This is a genomic window from Hyphomicrobium sp. 802 (assembly GCF_000526135.1).
GTDB lineage: Bacteria > Pseudomonadota > Alphaproteobacteria > Rhizobiales > Hyphomicrobiaceae > Hyphomicrobium_B.
Genome location: NZ_JAFM01000001.1, coordinates 1,154,312 through 1,170,671, shown reverse-complemented (window position 1 = coordinate 1,170,671; position 16,360 = coordinate 1,154,312). Strand labels below are relative to the sequence as shown.

Genomic DNA, 16,360 nt, shown 5'->3' with positions numbered 1-16,360 from the left:
TGCATTGCCCGCGACCGCGGCAAACGGGCCCGGACGACAGAAACCGGCCCGGAAATGGAGAAGAATCAATGTCTAACGCAGTGACCGATGCAAGCTTCGAAGCTGAAGTCCTGAAGTCCAGCGAACCTGTCGTTGTTGACTTCCATGCCCAGTGGTGCGGCCCCTGTAAGGCAATGGCACCCGCCCTCGACCAGGTCGCCAAGGAAATGGCCGGCAAGGTCAAGGTCGTCAAAGTCGACGTCGATGAGAACCCGCAGGTGACCGGCCATTACGGCATTCGTGCTATGCCGACGCTGCTGATCTTCAAGGGCGGCAAGGTTGCGGCTCAGCACACCGGCGCCATCGTGCAGAAGAAGAAGCTCGAAGACTGGATCAACTCCAGCGTCGCAGCTTCGGTTTAAGCCCTGCCGCACTCGGATAACGAAAGCCCCGCTTCGCGCGGGGCTTTTTGTTTGCGCGAAACAGAGCGCTTCAGTCGGCAATTTTATCGATCGTCGGCACGACAACAGCGAAAATATCGTTGAGAGCCGCCAGGCTTGCCTCGTGCAGATCCTTGGCCGAAACCGCACCGCCGGACGGATTGGGAAGCGACCGCGTCGCCGTTGCGTGTCCGATCACCGTCGCGCGATAGCCGTGATTGAACGCAGCGCGCGCGGTCGAATTCACGCAGACGTGCGTCATGAAGCCGACAAGCGCGACCTCCTCGACACCATAGCCTTTGAGCAGATCATCGAGATTGGTCTTCTCGAAAGAGCTTGGATAGTTCTTCACGACGACCGGCTCGCCATCACGCGGGGCAACGATGTCGGCGATCGCGCCGATGCTGTCGCGCACATCGTAGGGCGTGCCAGGACCGGCATCGTGCTGGATGTGAATGACAGGCCGCCCCGCGTTGCGATAGCGGCTCAAAAGGGACTGGCATTCGAGAAGCGCCGGCTCGACACCTTCGAGCTGCATCACGCCTTCCCGGTACGTGTTCTGACAGTCGATCAAGATGAGCGCCGAATGCGCGACACTCGCGGGCGTGTAGCCCATACCCGTGATATCGCGCAGCGTGCGTGAAACCGGCATCTTCAGGAATCCTGCTCTAAGTCGCGTTTATCGCATCGAATGGAAAAAAGCTTACATCGGCGGATGCTCTGCACCAGTCGGCGGAGGACCGAGCGCATCCAGCTCGTCGTTCTCGGCATCCGTATAAATGCGTGACCGCGTCAGGAAGCGAACGCCTTCCGGACTCTCGACAGAAAAGCCCGATCCACGCCCCGGCACAACGTCGATGATCAGATGCGTGTGCTGCCAATATTCGAACTGGGAGCGGCCCATATAAAACGGCTGGCCGCCGATCTCGCCCATGTAGACGTCTTGCGCGCCGACTTTGAATTCGCCGCGCGGATAGCACATCGGCGCACTGCCATCGCAACATCCGCCGGACTGATGAAACAACAAGGGGCCGTGAATGCCGATGAGTTTGTTGATGAGATCGAGCGCCGCCTGCGTGCAGGAAACCCGCGACACTTGAGATTCAAATTTTTCCGCCGTTTCGGTTGTCATTTTTTCCTCCGCGAGGGCTCGCAATTCTAATTCTTCTTATCAACGCTCTCCTGAGAGCAAGTCTCTCCCGCAACGGGCATCAATGTAAAACGCTGCCCAGCCCCCGCAGGCAGCGAAAAGCCGATAGCTGGTCCAGGCGCGATATCCAGAACATAGGCACGCGCACGACAGGCGACACCTCCGTCGCGATCCTCCATTTCGTAGACCGGCACACCGTCGACTTCGCCAAGAAGATGATCGCGCGCCCCGATCCGCAACGCCTGAGCCGGTAGACAAATCGGATACTGCCGCCCTCCCACACGACCACCGCTTGTATGAAGCATGAGCGGCCCGTGATCGTCACGGGCCTGCGCAAGCGCAGCCCGAGCTTCTGGCGTTGCTGAAATCTTGACCGACGTCATCCGAGCATCCCGTCTCTTTGGTCGGGGCGAAACATATCGATAAGAGGCAAACGCAAACGGGGCGCATCCGTTGCCGGAACGCGCCCCGCGGAACTCTTAAAGCGCGAAGGCTCAGAAGAAGCCGAGCGCCTTCGGGCTATAGCTGACGAGCATGTTCTTCGTCTGCTGATAATGATCGAGCATCATCTTGTGCGTCTCGCGGCCGATGCCCGACTGCTTGTAGCCACCGAACGCAGCGTGCGCCGGATAGGCGTGATAGCAGTTCGTCCAGACGCGGCCAGCCTGGATACCGCGGCCCATGCGATACGCGCGCGTACCGTTGCGGGTCCACACGCCCGAGCCGAGGCCATAGAGCGTGTCGTTGGCGATCGCCAGCGCTTCCGCATCGTCTTCGAAGGTCGTAACGGAAACGACCGGTCCGAAGATTTCCTCCTGGAAGACGCGCATCTTGTTGTGGCCTTCGAGCACGGTCGGCTCGACATAGTAGCCGCCCGCGAGTTCACCGCCGAGGTTGGCACGACGGCCGCCCGTCAGGACGCGAGCGCCTTCGCCCTTGCCGATCTCGATGTAGCTCAGGATCTTTTCGAGCTGATCGTTGGACGCTTGCGCACCGATCATCGTCGAAGCGTCCATCGGATGACCTTGCTTCACCTTCACGACACGCTCAAGAGCCCGCTCCATGAACTTCTCATAGATCGAGCGCTGGATCAGCGCACGGCTCGGACAGGTGCAAACTTCGCCCTGATTCAGCGCGAACATCGTGAAGCCTTCGAGGCACTTGTCGAAGTACTCGTCGTCCGCATCCATCACGTCGGCGAAGAAGATGTTCGGCGACTTGCCACCCAGCTCCAGCGTGCACGGAATGATGTTTTCCGACGCGTACTGCATGATGAGGCGACCCGTCGTCGTCTCGCCCGTGAAGGCAATCTTGGCGATGCGCTTGTTCTGCGCCAGCGGCTTACCCGCTTCGACACCGAAACCGTTGACGACGTTGACGACGCCTTCCGGCAGGATATCGCCGATGATGTCCATCAGAACCATGATCGACATCGGCGTCTGCTCGGCGGGCTTCAGCACGACGCAGTTACCGGCGGCAAGCGCAGGTGCCAGCTTCCAGACTGCCATCAGAAGCGGGAAGTTCCATGGAATGATCTGCCCGACGACGCCGAGCGGCTCATGGAAATGATAGGCGACGGTATCGTGGTCGATCTCGGCAATCGAACCTTCCTGCGCGCGGATACAGCCCGCAAAATAGCGGAAGTGATCGATCGCGAGCGGCAGGTCGGCGTGCGTCGTCTCGCGGATCGGCTTGCCGTTGTCGATGGTCTCGACAAGCGCCAGGACGTCGAGATTTTCTTCCATCCGATTGGCGATTTTCGCCAGTACGCGGGCGCGCTCGGCAGGCGAGGCATTGCCCCAGGATTCGCGCGCCTTGTGCGCAGCGTCGAGCGCCAGTTCAATATCTTCCGCCGTTGAACGCGCGATCTCGCAAACCTGCTGGCCGGTAATCGGCGTCACGTTGGAAAAGTATTGGCCGCGCACCGGCGCAACCCACTTTCCACCAATGAAATTGTCATAGCGCGGCTTGATGATTTGCCGGCCTTTGAGCTTATCCATAGCTACGTGCTGCATGCTTCATCTCCTCCGGAATGACGCCTGTTCGGCGATCTTATTTGCTTTGGTGTTGGTCGTGCTGGAAGCTTGGTTTCTATGGCTCCGTTCTTGGGGTGCCGCAACAGGCCTGCAGTAGGAGCTGCAGACCGATATAGTCGCTCTAACCTAGCGCATTTCGCGGACCGCTGAACCGAAAAAACGCCGGACGTCGGATGCCCCGCCTTGACTTGGCGCAAGCCGGCAAACACCGCCGTTGCAGCTTATTCGAGGCCTTGCTGAAGGGAAAGCACATGGCCCGCCAAATAAAGCGAACCGCAGATTAAAACTCGCTTCGGACCTTCAGGCAGCCCCGCAATCGTCTGCAGCGCGTCGATCACGTTTTTGCGATCAAGCGACTGCATACCGGCGTTTCTGGCGACCTCCGCAAGATCCTCTTCGCTGTGCGGCGCCTCATGCGCACCGGGGATCGGTACGGTGTAGATCGCACGAACGAGCCCGCGGAACGGCGCCAGAAAACCGAGTGAGTCCTTGCCACCCATCATCCCGACGATCAGATAGACGGGCTTGGGAGATTTCTCATCGAGCGTTGCAAGCGTATCGGCGAGCATATCGCCCGCGGCCGGGTTATGACCGCCGTCGAGCCACAGCTCGGCTTCCTCACCGAGGATGGCCGGCAGCGGACCTGATGTGAGCTGCTGCATGCGCGCCGGCCATTCGACCGTCCGCAGCCCCTCCTCGATGGCGCGTTCGTCGACAGCAAGCTCCGGAACCGTCTCGCCAAGAACGAGCGCCGCCGCTACAGCCGTTCCAGCATTGACGATCTGATGCCGGCCGATCAGCGCCGGAAGCGGCAGATCGAGTAGCCTATCTTCTCGCTGCACGACCAAGCGCCCGGCCTGTTCGTAAGCGTCGTAGTCCCGGCCCCAAACGGTCAGCGGCGCACCGATCGTCCGGGCTCGACCTTCAAGCACAGTCAGCACATCATCCGTCTGTTGCGAAATGATGCCGGGAACACCGGATTTCAAAATGCCGGCTTTCTCGAACGCGATCTTGCCGAGGGTCGGGCCGAGCTTCTCGGCATGATCCATTGAAATCGGCGTGATGACCGTCAGCGCGGGCCTGGCGATCACGTTCGTTGCATCGAGCCTGCCGCCAAGGCCGACCTCAAGCAGCAGCACATCGGCGGGGCGCTCCGAAAACGCCAGGAAGGCTGCCGCCGTTGTAATCTCGAATTGGGTGATGTCGTCGCCGTCATTCACCGCATGCACGCGCGTCAACACATCGACGAGCGCATCCTCGTCGATCGCTTGCGCCTTCCCGCCTTCGCCGGCGAGCGCGATGCGTTCGTGAAAGTGCACGAGATGCGGTGACGTGTAGATGTGGACGCGCTTCCCCGCCGCCTCGGCGAACGCGCGAAGATATGCCGTCACCGAACCCTTGCCATTGGTCCCGGCGACATGGACGACGGGCGGCAGCTTCTTTTCCGGATGACCGAGCTTCGCAAGTAGACGCTCCACCCGGCCGAGCGACAGGTCGATCAGCTTCGGATGCAGGAGCATCATGTCGGCCAGAATCGCGTCGCTGGTCCGCCGTTTCGTCGACGAGGTCATATCCGTGCGCCCCGCATTTTTTTTGAAGGGTTCGTTAGGCGCTCCGCGGCGCATCTTTCTGTGCCGCCGAAGCTGCAGTCTCGTCACGCTTCGGCTTGTCCGCCTTGGCCGGTTCGAACCGCTGGCTGTTCGGCACGGCCTCAGGCTCGACCACGCCGGACTCACGAGCCGCCGTCTCGATGACGTTGCTGTCGACAGATGAACCGTTGACGTATGGCTTGCCGTTGACCTTGCCTGTGCTCTTCGAAGCCTTAACCGTGGCCCCGCCCATGAGCAGCCGGCAGACGCGCGCCAAAGTCTCGCGCATCTGATGACGATGCACGACCATGTCGATCATGCCATGCGACAGCAGGTATTCCGCGCGCTGGAAGCCGTCCGGCAACTGCTCGCGGATCGTCTGCTGAATGACGCGCGGACCGGCAAAGCAAATGAGCGCTCCGGGTTCTGCAATATGGACGTCGCCCAGCATGGCGTATGATGCCGTAACGCCGCCGGTCGTCGGATCGGTGAGAACAACGATATAGGGAAGGTGCGCATCGCGCAGCTTCTGCACCGCAATCGTCGTGCGCGGCATCTGCATGAGCGACAGGATGCCTTCCTGCATGCGCGCGCCGCCCGAGGCCGCAAACAGAATGAACGGCGTCTTGAGTTCCAAGGCGCGCAGCATGCCCGCGATAATCGCTTCGCCCGCAGCCATGCCGAGCGAGCCCGCCATGAAGCGGAAATCCTGAGCCGCGGCGACGATCGGCATGCCTTCGAGCTGGCCTTCACCGACGAGAACAGCGTCTTCGAGCTTGGTCTCGGCCTTGGCGTCTTTCAGACGATCCGTGTATTTGCGGCCGTCGCGAAACTTCAGCGGGTCCTGCTGCACGGTCGGAACGGCGACCGTCCGATACTCGCCAGCATCGAACAGATGTTGCAGCCGCTGCTGCGAACCCATGCGCATATGATAGTTCGAGCCGGGTACAACGAACTGGTTCGCCTCGAGGTCTTTGTAAAAAACCATCTGGCCCGACTCCGGGCACTTCACCCAGAGATTGTCCGGTACCTCACGCTTCGCCGTCGACAAAAGCCCGCTGATTTTCGGGCGAACGACGTTATTGATCCAATTCACGTCCCGTTGGCTCCTCAAAAGCCGCTATAAGGTGTGCTTACCGCATCAGCGTGCGGGCACAATGGCACCCCTCTCTCAGTCCGCCCATCTTTGGCGCTCCATGGCGAACCGGCGCTCGGACATGGACCGGACATGGGGTGCAGAAGGCCGTATCCAATAGAGCTAATCAAGGAAAAGCGCTAGTCGGCGCTTAGTGCCGAGCTTAATTCACGGACCAGTCGAGAAACGCTCTCGCAGGTCGTCCCGCTTGGCTCACCCTTTGATCCTAAAGACTTTTCGATGGCCGACACAATAGCCGAGCCGACCACGACGCCGTCTGCTCCCCGGGCAATTGCCCGCGCCTGCTCGCCGGTCCGGACGCCAAAGCCCACCACAACCGGCAGCGGTGTCGCGCTTTTGATCCGCTTCACCTCATTGTGAACATCGTTCACTACGGGCGCGGCGGCCCCGGTGATGCCGGTGATCGACACGTAGTAAACAAAACCTGACGTGTTCTGCAGTACCGCTGGAAGACGTTTCGCGTCCGTTGTTGGCGTTGCGAGCCGGATGAAGTTCAGCCCGGCCTTAAGCGCCGGCAGACACAGCTCGTCGTCGGCCTCGGGTGGCACATCGACGACGATCAGACCATCGACGCCCGCCGCCTTCGCATCCTTGATGAAGCGCTCGTTGCCGTAGACGTAGATCGGGTTGTAGTAGCCCATCAGTACGATTGGCGTCGCATCATCCTTGGTGCGAAATGCCCGCACCATTTCGAGCGTCTTGATCATGTTTTGGCCGGCCTTGAGAGCCCGCTGCGAGGACGCCTGGATCGCCGGACCGTCCGCCATCGGATCGGAAAACGGCATGCCGAGCTCGATGATGTCGGCCCCTGCTTTGACCAGATCGTCCAAAATCGCCGCGCTCGTTTCGAGGTCGGGATCGCCCGCCGTCACAAACGTGATCAACGCCTTGCGCTTCTGTTTCTTCAGCGCCGCAAAGCGCGCGTCGATGCGTGTCTCGTGCTTGGTCATCGTCAGATCTTCATGCCTAGATGCTTCGCGACTGTGGCCAGATCCTTGTCGCCGCGGCCAGAAATATTGACGACGAGAAGGTGGTCCTTCGGCAACGTCGGCGCGAGCTTCTTCACATGCGCCAGCGCGTGGCTCGACTCGAGAGCCGGAATGATGCCCTCAAGCCGCGTGCAGAACGTCAGCGCATCAAGCGCCTCCGTGTCGGTCGCCGGAACGTAGGTCACGCGGCCGATATCCTTCAGCCACGAATGTTCCGGCCCGACGCCTGGATAATCGAGGCCCGCCGAAATCGAATGCCCTTCGAGGATCTGTCCGTCGCTATCCTGCAAGAGATACGTGCGATTGCCGTGCAGAACGCCCGGCGAGCCACCCGTCATCGACGCCGCATGGCCGTTCTCGACATCGACCCCGTGACCGCCCGCTTCGACGCCATAGATCGCGACGTCCTTATCATCGAGGAACGGATGAAACAGTCCGATGGCATTCGAGCCACCACCGATGCACGCGACCAGCGTATCCGGAAGACGGCCTTCCGCCTCCATCATCTGCTCGCGCACTTCCCGGCCGATGATCGCTTGGAAATCGCGCACCATCGCCGGATAGGGATGCGGACCTGCCGCCGTACCGATGAGATAATATGTGTCGCGAACGTTCGTTACCCAGTCGCGCAGCGCTTCGTTCATCGCATCTTTCAGCGTGCCTGCACCAGAGGTGACGGGATTGATCTTGGCGCCGAGGAGAGCCATGCGCGCAACGTTCGGCGCCTGCCGCTCGACGTCGGTTGCACCCATGTAGATCTCGCACGGCATGCCGTACTTCGCACAGACCGTCGCCGTCGCAACGCCGTGCTGACCTGCACCGGTTTCCGCGATGATGCGCGTCTTGCCCATGCGCCGCGCCAGCAGGATCTGGCCAAGGCAATTGTTGATCTTGTGCGAGCCGGTGTGATTGAGCTCTTCACGCTTGAAATAGATCTTGGCGCCGCCAAGCTCCGCTGTCATGCGCTCCGCGTAATAGAGCGGGCTCGGGCGCCCCGCATACGTCAAGCTGAGATTGTTCAGCTCGCGCTGAAATTCCGCATCCACCTTCGCCGCCTCGTAGGCGCGTTCGAGATCAAGGATCAGCGGCATCAGCGTTTCGGCGACGAAGCGGCCGCCGAAGATGCCGAAAAAGCCCCTCTCGTCCGGTCCTGTTGCGAAACTGTTGAGCGCGGCTTCCGCCGCCTTCGTCGATGTGGTTGCCATGTCGGTCGCCGTAAAGGCCTCGCTGTGTCGCCTTGCTCCCGCATTGGGAGAGAGAATGTCTAGGTGTGCTTAGCGGTCTTCGCTGCCTGAAGAAAGCGGCGGATTCGCTCGGGGTCTTTGACGCCGGGCGCTATCTCGACGCCCGACGAAACATCGACCGCAACGGGGTGTGTCCGGGCGATCGCCGCCGCGACGTTGTCAGGGCTCAGACCACCCGACAACATGAACGGCAGATTGTCCGACATGCCATCAAGCGCCGCCCAATCGAACGTACGCCCGTTGCCGCCCGGCAAGTCCGCACCGGGAACGGCCTTCGCATCGAAAAGGATAAGGTCAGCGATGCCCACATAAGCGCCTGCCTTCCGTGCATCCTCAGCCGTCGCGACGGAGATAGCCTTGATCACCGGACGTCCGAACAGCTTTTTGATTTCAGCAACCCGTTCCGGTGTTTCGCTGCCATGAAGCTGCAGCGCGTCGGGCGAAACTTCATCGACGATCTCGCGCAGTGCTTCGTCGGTGGCGTTGACCGTCAGCACGACGCTTTTCACGCGTCCGCGCGCCAACGCCGCAAGCTCCTTGGCCCGGCTGATTTCGAGATGACGCGGGCTTTTTTCGAAAAAAACAAATCCGACGTAATCGGCGCCGCCGGCAATGGCCGCGTCCAATGCTTCAGAAGTCGAGATCCCGCAAATTTTTGCGCTAATGCTCATAAAGTTTCGCGAGTTAGGCCGTCGGGTTACTCATGAGACGCTGCTTTTGCCAGCGCTTCAATGCAATGAAAGTCCGCACCTTCGACCGGTCCGATCGGATATGCACTCTGGTGCAATCCGTAAGTCGCAGCCGTTGCGTGATAAAACGTCGAGGACGCTCGAAAGCAGCGCGAAAAATCAGCGGCCGGAGATAGCCAACTGACCGCTTGCAGCAGGCGCCTCGGTTTCACGCTCGCGCGTGAGACGGTCGGCTTCAGCCTGCCATCGCGCCGCACGGCGGCCTTGAGAGCGGGCGGTCTGACGCCATCGGCTCTGCCCCATCCACGTGGCGATACCGCCGAGAACGACACCCAAGACAAGCGCCGCCAGCAGATAAATATAGAAAGGCAGTTCAATCGAAAGCGCAGGTGTTTCCGGCCGGAACGGATCAAGGATCAGATCGACCGGTTGACGATTGGAAACCGCAATCGCCACCAGAATGATGCCGAGCGGAAAGCCGATAAGAAGCGACAGAATGCGCCTGAACATGACGGACCTCATTTCGGCTTTCGATCGGCGACTGAACTTTTCGCTCAGTGACCGTTGAGCTTATTGAGCCGATCCCGAAGCTCTTTGCCGGTCTTAAAGAACGGGACGAACTTCTCGGCAACTGCGACTGTTGACCCAGTCCGCGGATTTCTTCCCTGCCGAGACGCCCGATGTTTCACGGTGAATGCGCCGAAACCACGAAGCTCGACGCGATCTCCTCGCGACAAAGCGTCAACGATCTCATCGAAAATGACATTCACGATGCGCTCGACGTCACGATGATAAAGGTGAGGATTGGCAGTTGCGATCCTCTGCACCAGCTCCGATTTGATCACGTTTCGCTCCCCAGCTCGACGGCCATTTATCGTTATTTTTCAGAAGGGTGCCAAACTGAGAGAAGACCGTCAAGCCCGAGTGTTGAAATCGTCCGATCACGAAGCAAAAAATTTGTTGCATCGGCCGCCGATGGCCCGAACAGCCACCCGGCGATGCCCGCGGACATGCCCAGAATCCCGTAACTCCCTGATTTTTCAGGCTTCCAGTCGGTAACCTTGGCGTTCTGGGGAACGTTTTTCACGTCCTTCAGCCACTTCACGGCCTCATCCTCGCCGCCGATCTGGTCGACGAGCTTGGCCTGCAGGGCCTCCCGGCCGGAGAAGATTCGACCATCGAGTAGGCCCGGAATATCGGCCGCCTTCACGCCGCGGCGGGTCTCGACCAAGCCCACGAACCACTTGAAGCCATCCGCGATCATGTCCTGGATGACCTTCTTGCTACCATCATCCAATGGCTCGAACGGCGACGGCGACGCCTTCAGCGGACCGCTTTTCACTTCATTGACTTTAACCCCGATCTTATCGAGCAGCTGTACGAATTCCGGCCACTGCACGATGACGCCGACAGAGCCGGTGATCGAGTTGCCACGCGCCACGATATGGTCGGTGGCAATGCCGGCGATATAGGCGGCCGAGGCCGCCATGGTGCCGAATTCGGCCACAACCGGCTTCTTCTTGGCGAGCGCCCTGATCGCCTCGTAAAGCGCCTCACCACCCGTTGTCGTGCCGCCGGGGCTGTTGATGAAGATCAGCACGCCGGAAACGCTGTCGTTGTCGGCGATGTCCTTCAGCATTTGAAGCTGATCGCGATCTTCGGTGATCGTGCCGGTAATGGTCACCCGCGCAATCTGTTTCTCGCCCGCCAACGTAGCGAGTTTGTTGCCCCCCAGCGCCAAAGCGCCAAGCGCTACGGCGATCGCGGCAAGTCCCAGACCGCGCCAAATCGAGACCGAACGGCGAAGCCGGCGGCGGTCGAGAACAGTTTCCGTTTCAAGCATAGGGTAGCCTCTCCCTCGGCATTCGAGCTGGGAGAACCGGGGGGCCACCAGCACGGGATGCATTCTGCGCGCGAACGTAGGCAAGGTTTGCCTCGCGGGCAACGGGGCACGCTGCGGCGTCTCGTACAAAAGTTAAGCGCGCGGCAAGGGTTTGCCGCGCGCCTATTAATATTCCTTTCAAGACCGTTGCCGGCCTTGGCCTTATTCGTTCTCTTCGGCGCCTTCGCGCTTCTTGATCGCGGCCTTGAAGATGTCGCCCAGCGAAGCGCCCGAGTCGGACGAGCCGTACTGAGCAACCGCCTGCTTCTCTTCAGCCAACTCGAGAGCCTTGATCGAAACCGCGATGCGGCGTGCAGCCTTGTCGACGGATAGAACCGCCGCATCGACCTTGTCGCCGACGTTGAAGCGCTCAGGACGCTGCTCAGAGCGGTCACGCGAAAGATCGCCGCGCTTGATGAACGACGTCAGCTCGCTGTCCGCAATGCGAACCTCAATGCCGGCATCGCTGACCGACGTGACCGTACCGGTCACGGCATCGCCCTTCTTGTACTTCGCCATCGCGTCGGCCGGATCGCCGGCGAGCTGCTTGATACCGAGAGAGATGCGCTCCTTCGAGCCATCGACGTCGAGAACGACGGCTTTGACGTTGTCGCCCTTCTTGTAGTCCTTGATGACTTCGTCGCCCGGCTTCTGCCAGTCGAGGTCGGACAGGTGGACCATGCCGTCGATGCCGTTGTCGAGGCCGATGAACAGACCGAATTCCGTGATGTTGCGGATCGGGCCTTCGACGACAGAACCCTTCGGGTGCTGCGTCAGGAACGAATCCCACGGATTTTCCTGCGTCTGCTTCAAGCCAAGCGAGATACGGCGCTTCTGCGGATCGACTTCGAGAACCTGCACTTCGACCTGCTGGCTCGTCGAAACGATCTTGCCCGGGTGCGTGTTCTTCTTCGTCCAGCTCATTTCCGAGACGTGGATCAGGCCTTCAACGCCCGGCTCCAGCTCAACGAACGCGCCGTAATCAGCGATGTTCGTGACGGTGCCCTTCACCTTGGCGCCGATCGGATACTTGCTCTCGATCGAAGACCACGGATCCGACTGCAGCTGCTTCATGCCGAGCGAAATACGCTGCGTTTCCGGATTGATGCGGATGATCTGCACCTTCACCGTATCGCCGACGTTGAGGATCTCGGACGGATGATTGACGCGGCGCCATGCCATATCGGTGACGTGCAGCAGGCCGTCGATGCCCCCCAAGTCGATGAAGGCGCCGTAGTCGGTGATGTTCTTGACGAGGCCGTCGATGATCTGGCCTTCGGCCAGACGCGCGACGATCTCGGTGCGCTGCTCTGCACGGCTCTCTTCGAGAACCGAACGACGCGAAACGACGATGTTGCCGCGACGGCGATCCATCTTCAGGATCTGGAAGGGCTGCTGCTGATGCATCAGAGGTCCGATATCGCGAACCGGACGAATATCGACTTGGCTGCCCGGAAGGAACGCGACGGCGCCGTCGAGATCGACGGTGAAACCGCCCTTGACCTTATTGAAGATGACGCCCGTGACCTTTTCGCCCTTTTCATAGAGGCGTTCAAGGCGCGTCCAGCTTTCTTCGCGGCGAGCCTTGTCGCGCGACAGCACCGCTTCACCGAGCGCATTCTCGACGCGCTCCAGGTAGACTTCAACGGTGTCGCCGACTTTGAGGTCGCCGGGCTTTCCACCGACGCCGAATTCCTTAAGCGCAACGCGGCCTTCCATCTTCAGGCCGACGTCGATGATCGCCATGTCTTTTTCGATGCCGACGATCTTGCCCTTAACGACGGAACCTTCGAACAGGTCGTCCTTGGCAAGGCTTTCAGCGAGGAGGGCGGCAAAATCCTCGCGCGAGGGGTTAAGTTCTTTGGTAGCGAGTTCGGCGGACATTAGGTCTCCTAGATTGATGGCGTAAGCTCGGCGCTGTGGCCGGGCGTGTTGCGTTGAATGGTTGAAAACGCCATTGATCCGAGCCGCGCGAACGCGATGCCCGGTTTATTGGCGCTGATATCTCTGGAATGATGTCACCGTGATGGGCCGCAGCCCTACCGGTCAGAATTCGGGGCCCCTATAGGGCGCCCAACCGGCTGATCTTCCTCATGACCATCCGACGGCGACGTCGAATGAGGGTGGATATAACGAACCGGCCCCGCAAACGCAAGGGTTGCAGGGCCTTAACTTTTCGGCCGCGGCGACTTCGCTGGCATCAGGTCCGTGCAGACGCCTTCCGCCACCTCGGCGGCCATGCCGACCGATTCCGACAGCGTCGGATGCGGATGGATTGTCTTGCCGATATCGACCGCGTCGGCCCCCATCTCGATTGCCAGGCAAATCTCGGAAATCAGGTTTCCGGCCTCTGTTCCGACGATGGCGCCGCCCATAATCCGCTCTGTTTTCTCGTCAAAAAGCAGCTTGGTGAAGCCTTCATCGCGGCCATTGGCGATGGCCCGGCCTGAAGCCGCCCACGGAAACACCGCTTTTTTGTAAGCAATTCCCCGCGCCTTGGCCTCGGTCTCAGTCAGACCGGCCCAGGTAATCTCCGGGTCGGTATAGGCGACCGACGGGACCTGCCGCACATCGAAGAAACTTTTTTTACCGGCGGCATTCTCAGCCGCAACATGCCCCTGATGAACGGCCTTATGCGCCAACATCGGCTCGTCTGCGATATCGCCGATGGCAAAGATATGCGGGACATTCGTGCGCATGTCCTTGTCGACCGGAATGAAGCCACGCTCGGAAACTGCTACGCCCGCGTTATCCGCCGCTATCATTTTCCCGTTCGGCTTGCGTCCGACGGCCACGAGCACGAGACCGTATCGCCGCGGTTCAGGCGGCGCATTCTCGCCCTCAAACGTCACGTAGATACCGTCGCGCTTCGCTTCCGCCGCGACGACTTTCGTCTTCAGCATCACCTTGTCGAAGCGACGCGCATTGACCTTCTGCCAGGTGCTGACGAGATCGCGATCCGCCCCCGGCATCAAGCCGTCGAGCAACTCGACCACGTCGAGCCGCGCGCCGAGCGTCGAATAGACCGTCGCCATTTCGAGCCCGATGATGCCGCCACCGATGACGAGCATCTTGTCCGGAACCTGTCGAAGTTCCAACGCGCCTGTTGAATCGACGATACGCGGATCCGATGGCATGAACGGCAACGCGACCGCCTCCGATCCTGCAGCGATGATCGCCTTCTCAAAGCGCACGGCCTCTTCATGCCCATCGTCGAACCGCACCTTCAGATGGTGCGCGCCCGCGAATGTGCCCGTGCCGCGCAACGTCGTCACCTTACGCGCCTTCGCCATCGAAGCGAGGCCGCCCGTCAACTTGCCGACGACACCATCCTTGAAGGCTGCGAGCTTTTGCAAATCGACTTTCGGCGCCCCGAACGAGATGCCGTGTTTCGCGAGCGCCGCAGCTTCGTCGACAACGAAAGCCGTGTGCAACAGCGCCTTCGACGGAATGCAGCCGACATTCAGGCAGACACCCCCGAGCGTCGGCCAGCGATCGACAAGGATGGTCTTCGCTCCGAGGTCAGCCGCGCGGAACGCCGCAGAATAGCCACCCGGCCCAGCGCCGAGCACGAGCACCTCGCAGTTATGATCCGCATCGCCGGAATAATCTTTCGCAGCAGACGCGACAGGTGCGACCTCTGTCTTCTTCGGAGCTTCCGGCTGCGATGGAGCCGTCGCCGCGCCCGACTCGAGCGTCAGGATCACGCTGCCTTCGCTCACTTTGTCGCCAACCTTGACAAGCAGATCGACGATCTTCCCGGCTTCCGGCGCCGGAACGTCGAACGACGCCTTATCGCTCTCGAGCGTAATCAGCGGATCTTCCGGCGCAACGCTCGCACCCACCTTCACGTGCACCTCGATGATGGGCACGTCCTTGAAGTCACCGAGATCGGGAACGCGGATTTCTTTTTTGCTCATGTCGGCGGCCTATAGCACCAGCTGCCGCACATCTGCCAGCGCATCGCAGATCTTGCGCAGGAAGCGCGCTGCAAGCGCGCCGTCGACCACGCGGTGATCGTAGGACAGGCACAGCGGGAGCATCAGCCGAGGCTGAAATGTCGAGCCATCCCAAACCGGCTTCATCTGCGCGCGCACTGCGCCGAGAATAGCGACTTCCGGTGCATTGACGATCGGCGTGAAGTTCGTGCCGCCGATGCCGCCGAGGCTCGAAATCGAGAACGTCGCGCCCTGAATATCCGCTGGCGTAATCTTGCCGTCGCGCATCCGCGCCGATACCGCCGTCAACTCTTGACTGAGTTCCAGGATGCCCTTGCGGTCGACATCCTTGATCACGGGCACGACTAGTCCATCCGGCGTGTCGACCGCGACGCCGATGTTGTAATAGCGCTTCAGGATCAGCGCATCCTTGCCCGGCGCGAGCGACGCGTTGACCTCGGGATACTCCTTCAATGCCGAGACGGAAGCCTTCAGCAGAAACGCGACAAGCGTCACTCGATAGCCCTTCGTCTTTGCCGTCGCGTCGAGTTCTTTGCGATAGGCTTCGAGATCGGTGATATCGGCATCGTCCGAGTTGGTGACGTGCGGGACGTTGAGCCACGCGCGATGCAGATTGGGACCGGTCAGCCGCTTCAAACGCGACATCGGCTTCGTCTCGACAGGCCCATACTTCGCAAAATCCTGCGGCGGGATTTCCGGAATGCCGGACATTGCCGCGCCCGATCCCGCTGGCGTTCCGCTCCGCGCAATGAAAGCCTTTACATCCTCCTTGGTGATCCGCCCCTTGTTGCCCGTGCCTTTCACTTTCGTCAGATCGACATCAAGTTCGCGCGCGATACGTCGGACAGACGGACTCGCAAAGACGGCATCGAAATCGGCAGGCGGCGGCAGTTCGCTTTCTTCGGGGGGCTCAGCGGGGGAAGAATTTTCCGCTGCCTTGGATTTCGGAGCGGCGTCCGCTTCGCGGCTTTTGCCGTTTGCGTCCGGTTCTCTCTTGCTCTCGCCCGCCGTGTCGAGCCGTAAAATGGCACTCCCCTCGCTGACCTTATCGCCGATCGTTACGAGAATTTCTGCGACCTTGCCTTTCACAGGCGACGGCACATCCATCGACGCCTTATCGCTTTCAAGCGTAATCAGCGGATCGTCGGCGTTGACCTCATCACCGGGCTTTACCTGAATCTCGATGATCGGCACATTTTCGAAGTCACCGATATTCGGAACTTTGACATCGACGAGCGGCATGAGAG

The 16,360-nt window shown here is 60.4% G+C and carries 16 protein-coding genes; 1 reads left to right on the top strand and 15 read right to left on the bottom strand.

Annotation, left to right across the window (positions count from 1 at the left end):
* The first annotated feature begins 68 nt into the window (after positions 1-68).
* Positions 69-401: a thioredoxin gene (trxA, locus tag HYP802_RS0105850; protein ID WP_013946197.1), complete on the top strand. Its 333-nt coding sequence runs from the start codon at positions 69-71 to the stop codon at positions 399-401.
* Between the two features lie 70 nt (positions 402-471).
* Here trxA and HYP802_RS0105845 read toward each other — a convergent pair whose 3' ends face one another.
* The 15 genes from HYP802_RS0105845 to HYP802_RS0105770 form a co-directional block, all read right to left on the bottom strand.
* Positions 472-1,071 carry a cysteine hydrolase family protein gene (locus HYP802_RS0105845; protein WP_024275325.1) on the bottom strand — a complete coding sequence of 200 codons (600 nt, stop codon included), beginning with the start codon at positions 1,069-1,071 and terminating at the stop codon, positions 472-474.
* Between the two features lie 51 nt (positions 1,072-1,122).
* The gene (locus HYP802_RS0105840; protein WP_013946195.1) at positions 1,123-1,551 is read right to left on the bottom strand and encodes a DUF779 domain-containing protein; all 429 of its coding nucleotides are present in this window, start codon (positions 1,549-1,551) and stop codon (positions 1,123-1,125) included.
* A 26-nt stretch (positions 1,552-1,577) separates the two neighbouring features.
* Positions 1,578-1,952 (bottom strand): DUF779 domain-containing protein, encoded by a 375-nt coding sequence (locus HYP802_RS0105835; RefSeq protein WP_013946194.1) that lies wholly within the window; start codon positions 1,950-1,952, stop codon positions 1,578-1,580.
* Between the two features lie 111 nt (positions 1,953-2,063).
* Positions 2,064-3,584: an aldehyde dehydrogenase gene (gene adh, locus HYP802_RS0105830; RefSeq protein ID WP_013946193.1), complete on the bottom strand. Its 1,521-nt coding sequence runs from the start codon at positions 3,582-3,584 to the stop codon at positions 2,064-2,066.
* A gap of 242 nt (positions 3,585-3,826) precedes the next feature.
* Positions 3,827-5,176: a folylpolyglutamate synthase/dihydrofolate synthase family protein gene (locus tag HYP802_RS0105820; RefSeq protein WP_024275323.1), complete on the bottom strand. Its 1,350-nt coding sequence runs from the start codon at positions 5,174-5,176 to the stop codon at positions 3,827-3,829.
* 34 nt (positions 5,177-5,210) lie between these two features.
* Positions 5,211-6,290 (bottom strand): acetyl-CoA carboxylase, carboxyltransferase subunit beta, encoded by a 1,080-nt coding sequence (accD, locus tag HYP802_RS22120; protein WP_013946191.1) that lies wholly within the window; start codon positions 6,288-6,290, stop codon positions 5,211-5,213.
* A 179-nt stretch (positions 6,291-6,469) separates the two neighbouring features.
* Positions 6,470-7,300 (bottom strand): tryptophan synthase subunit alpha, encoded by an 831-nt coding sequence (gene trpA, locus HYP802_RS0105810; protein ID WP_013946190.1) that lies wholly within the window; start codon positions 7,298-7,300, stop codon positions 6,470-6,472.
* Between the two features lie 2 nt (positions 7,301-7,302).
* Positions 7,303-8,544, bottom strand: a complete 1,242-nt coding sequence (trpB, locus tag HYP802_RS0105805) for a tryptophan synthase subunit beta (protein ID WP_013946189.1) — start codon at positions 8,542-8,544, stop codon at positions 7,303-7,305.
* Between the two features lie 59 nt (positions 8,545-8,603).
* Entirely contained in the window at positions 8,604-9,254 is a 651-nt protein-coding gene (locus tag HYP802_RS0105800; protein WP_013946188.1) for a phosphoribosylanthranilate isomerase, read from the bottom strand.
* Positions 9,255-9,431: 177 nt separating this feature from the next.
* Entirely contained in the window at positions 9,432-9,782 is a 351-nt protein-coding gene (locus HYP802_RS0105795; RefSeq protein WP_013946187.1) for a LapA family protein, read from the bottom strand.
* Between the two features lie 44 nt (positions 9,783-9,826).
* On the bottom strand, positions 9,827-10,117 hold the full coding sequence (gene ihfB / locus HYP802_RS0105790; protein ID WP_013946186.1) for an integration host factor subunit beta: 291 nt from the start codon (positions 10,115-10,117) through the stop codon (positions 9,827-9,829).
* Between the two features lie 32 nt (positions 10,118-10,149).
* Complete coding sequence (gene sppA, locus HYP802_RS0105785; protein ID WP_013946185.1) at positions 10,150-11,115, bottom strand: signal peptide peptidase SppA; 966 nt, start codon at positions 11,113-11,115, stop codon at positions 10,150-10,152.
* Between the two features lie 201 nt (positions 11,116-11,316).
* Entirely contained in the window at positions 11,317-13,038 is a 1,722-nt protein-coding gene (gene rpsA / locus HYP802_RS0105780) for a 30S ribosomal protein S1 (RefSeq protein WP_013946183.1), read from the bottom strand.
* A gap of 284 nt (positions 13,039-13,322) precedes the next feature.
* The gene (gene lpdA / locus HYP802_RS0105775) at positions 13,323-15,074 is read right to left on the bottom strand and encodes a dihydrolipoyl dehydrogenase (RefSeq protein ID WP_013946182.1); all 1,752 of its coding nucleotides are present in this window, start codon (positions 15,072-15,074) and stop codon (positions 13,323-13,325) included.
* A 9-nt stretch (positions 15,075-15,083) separates the two neighbouring features.
* Entirely contained in the window at positions 15,084-16,355 is a 1,272-nt protein-coding gene (locus tag HYP802_RS0105770) for a 2-oxo acid dehydrogenase subunit E2 (protein ID WP_013946181.1), read from the bottom strand.
* Positions 16,356-16,360: the final 5 nt, after the last annotated feature.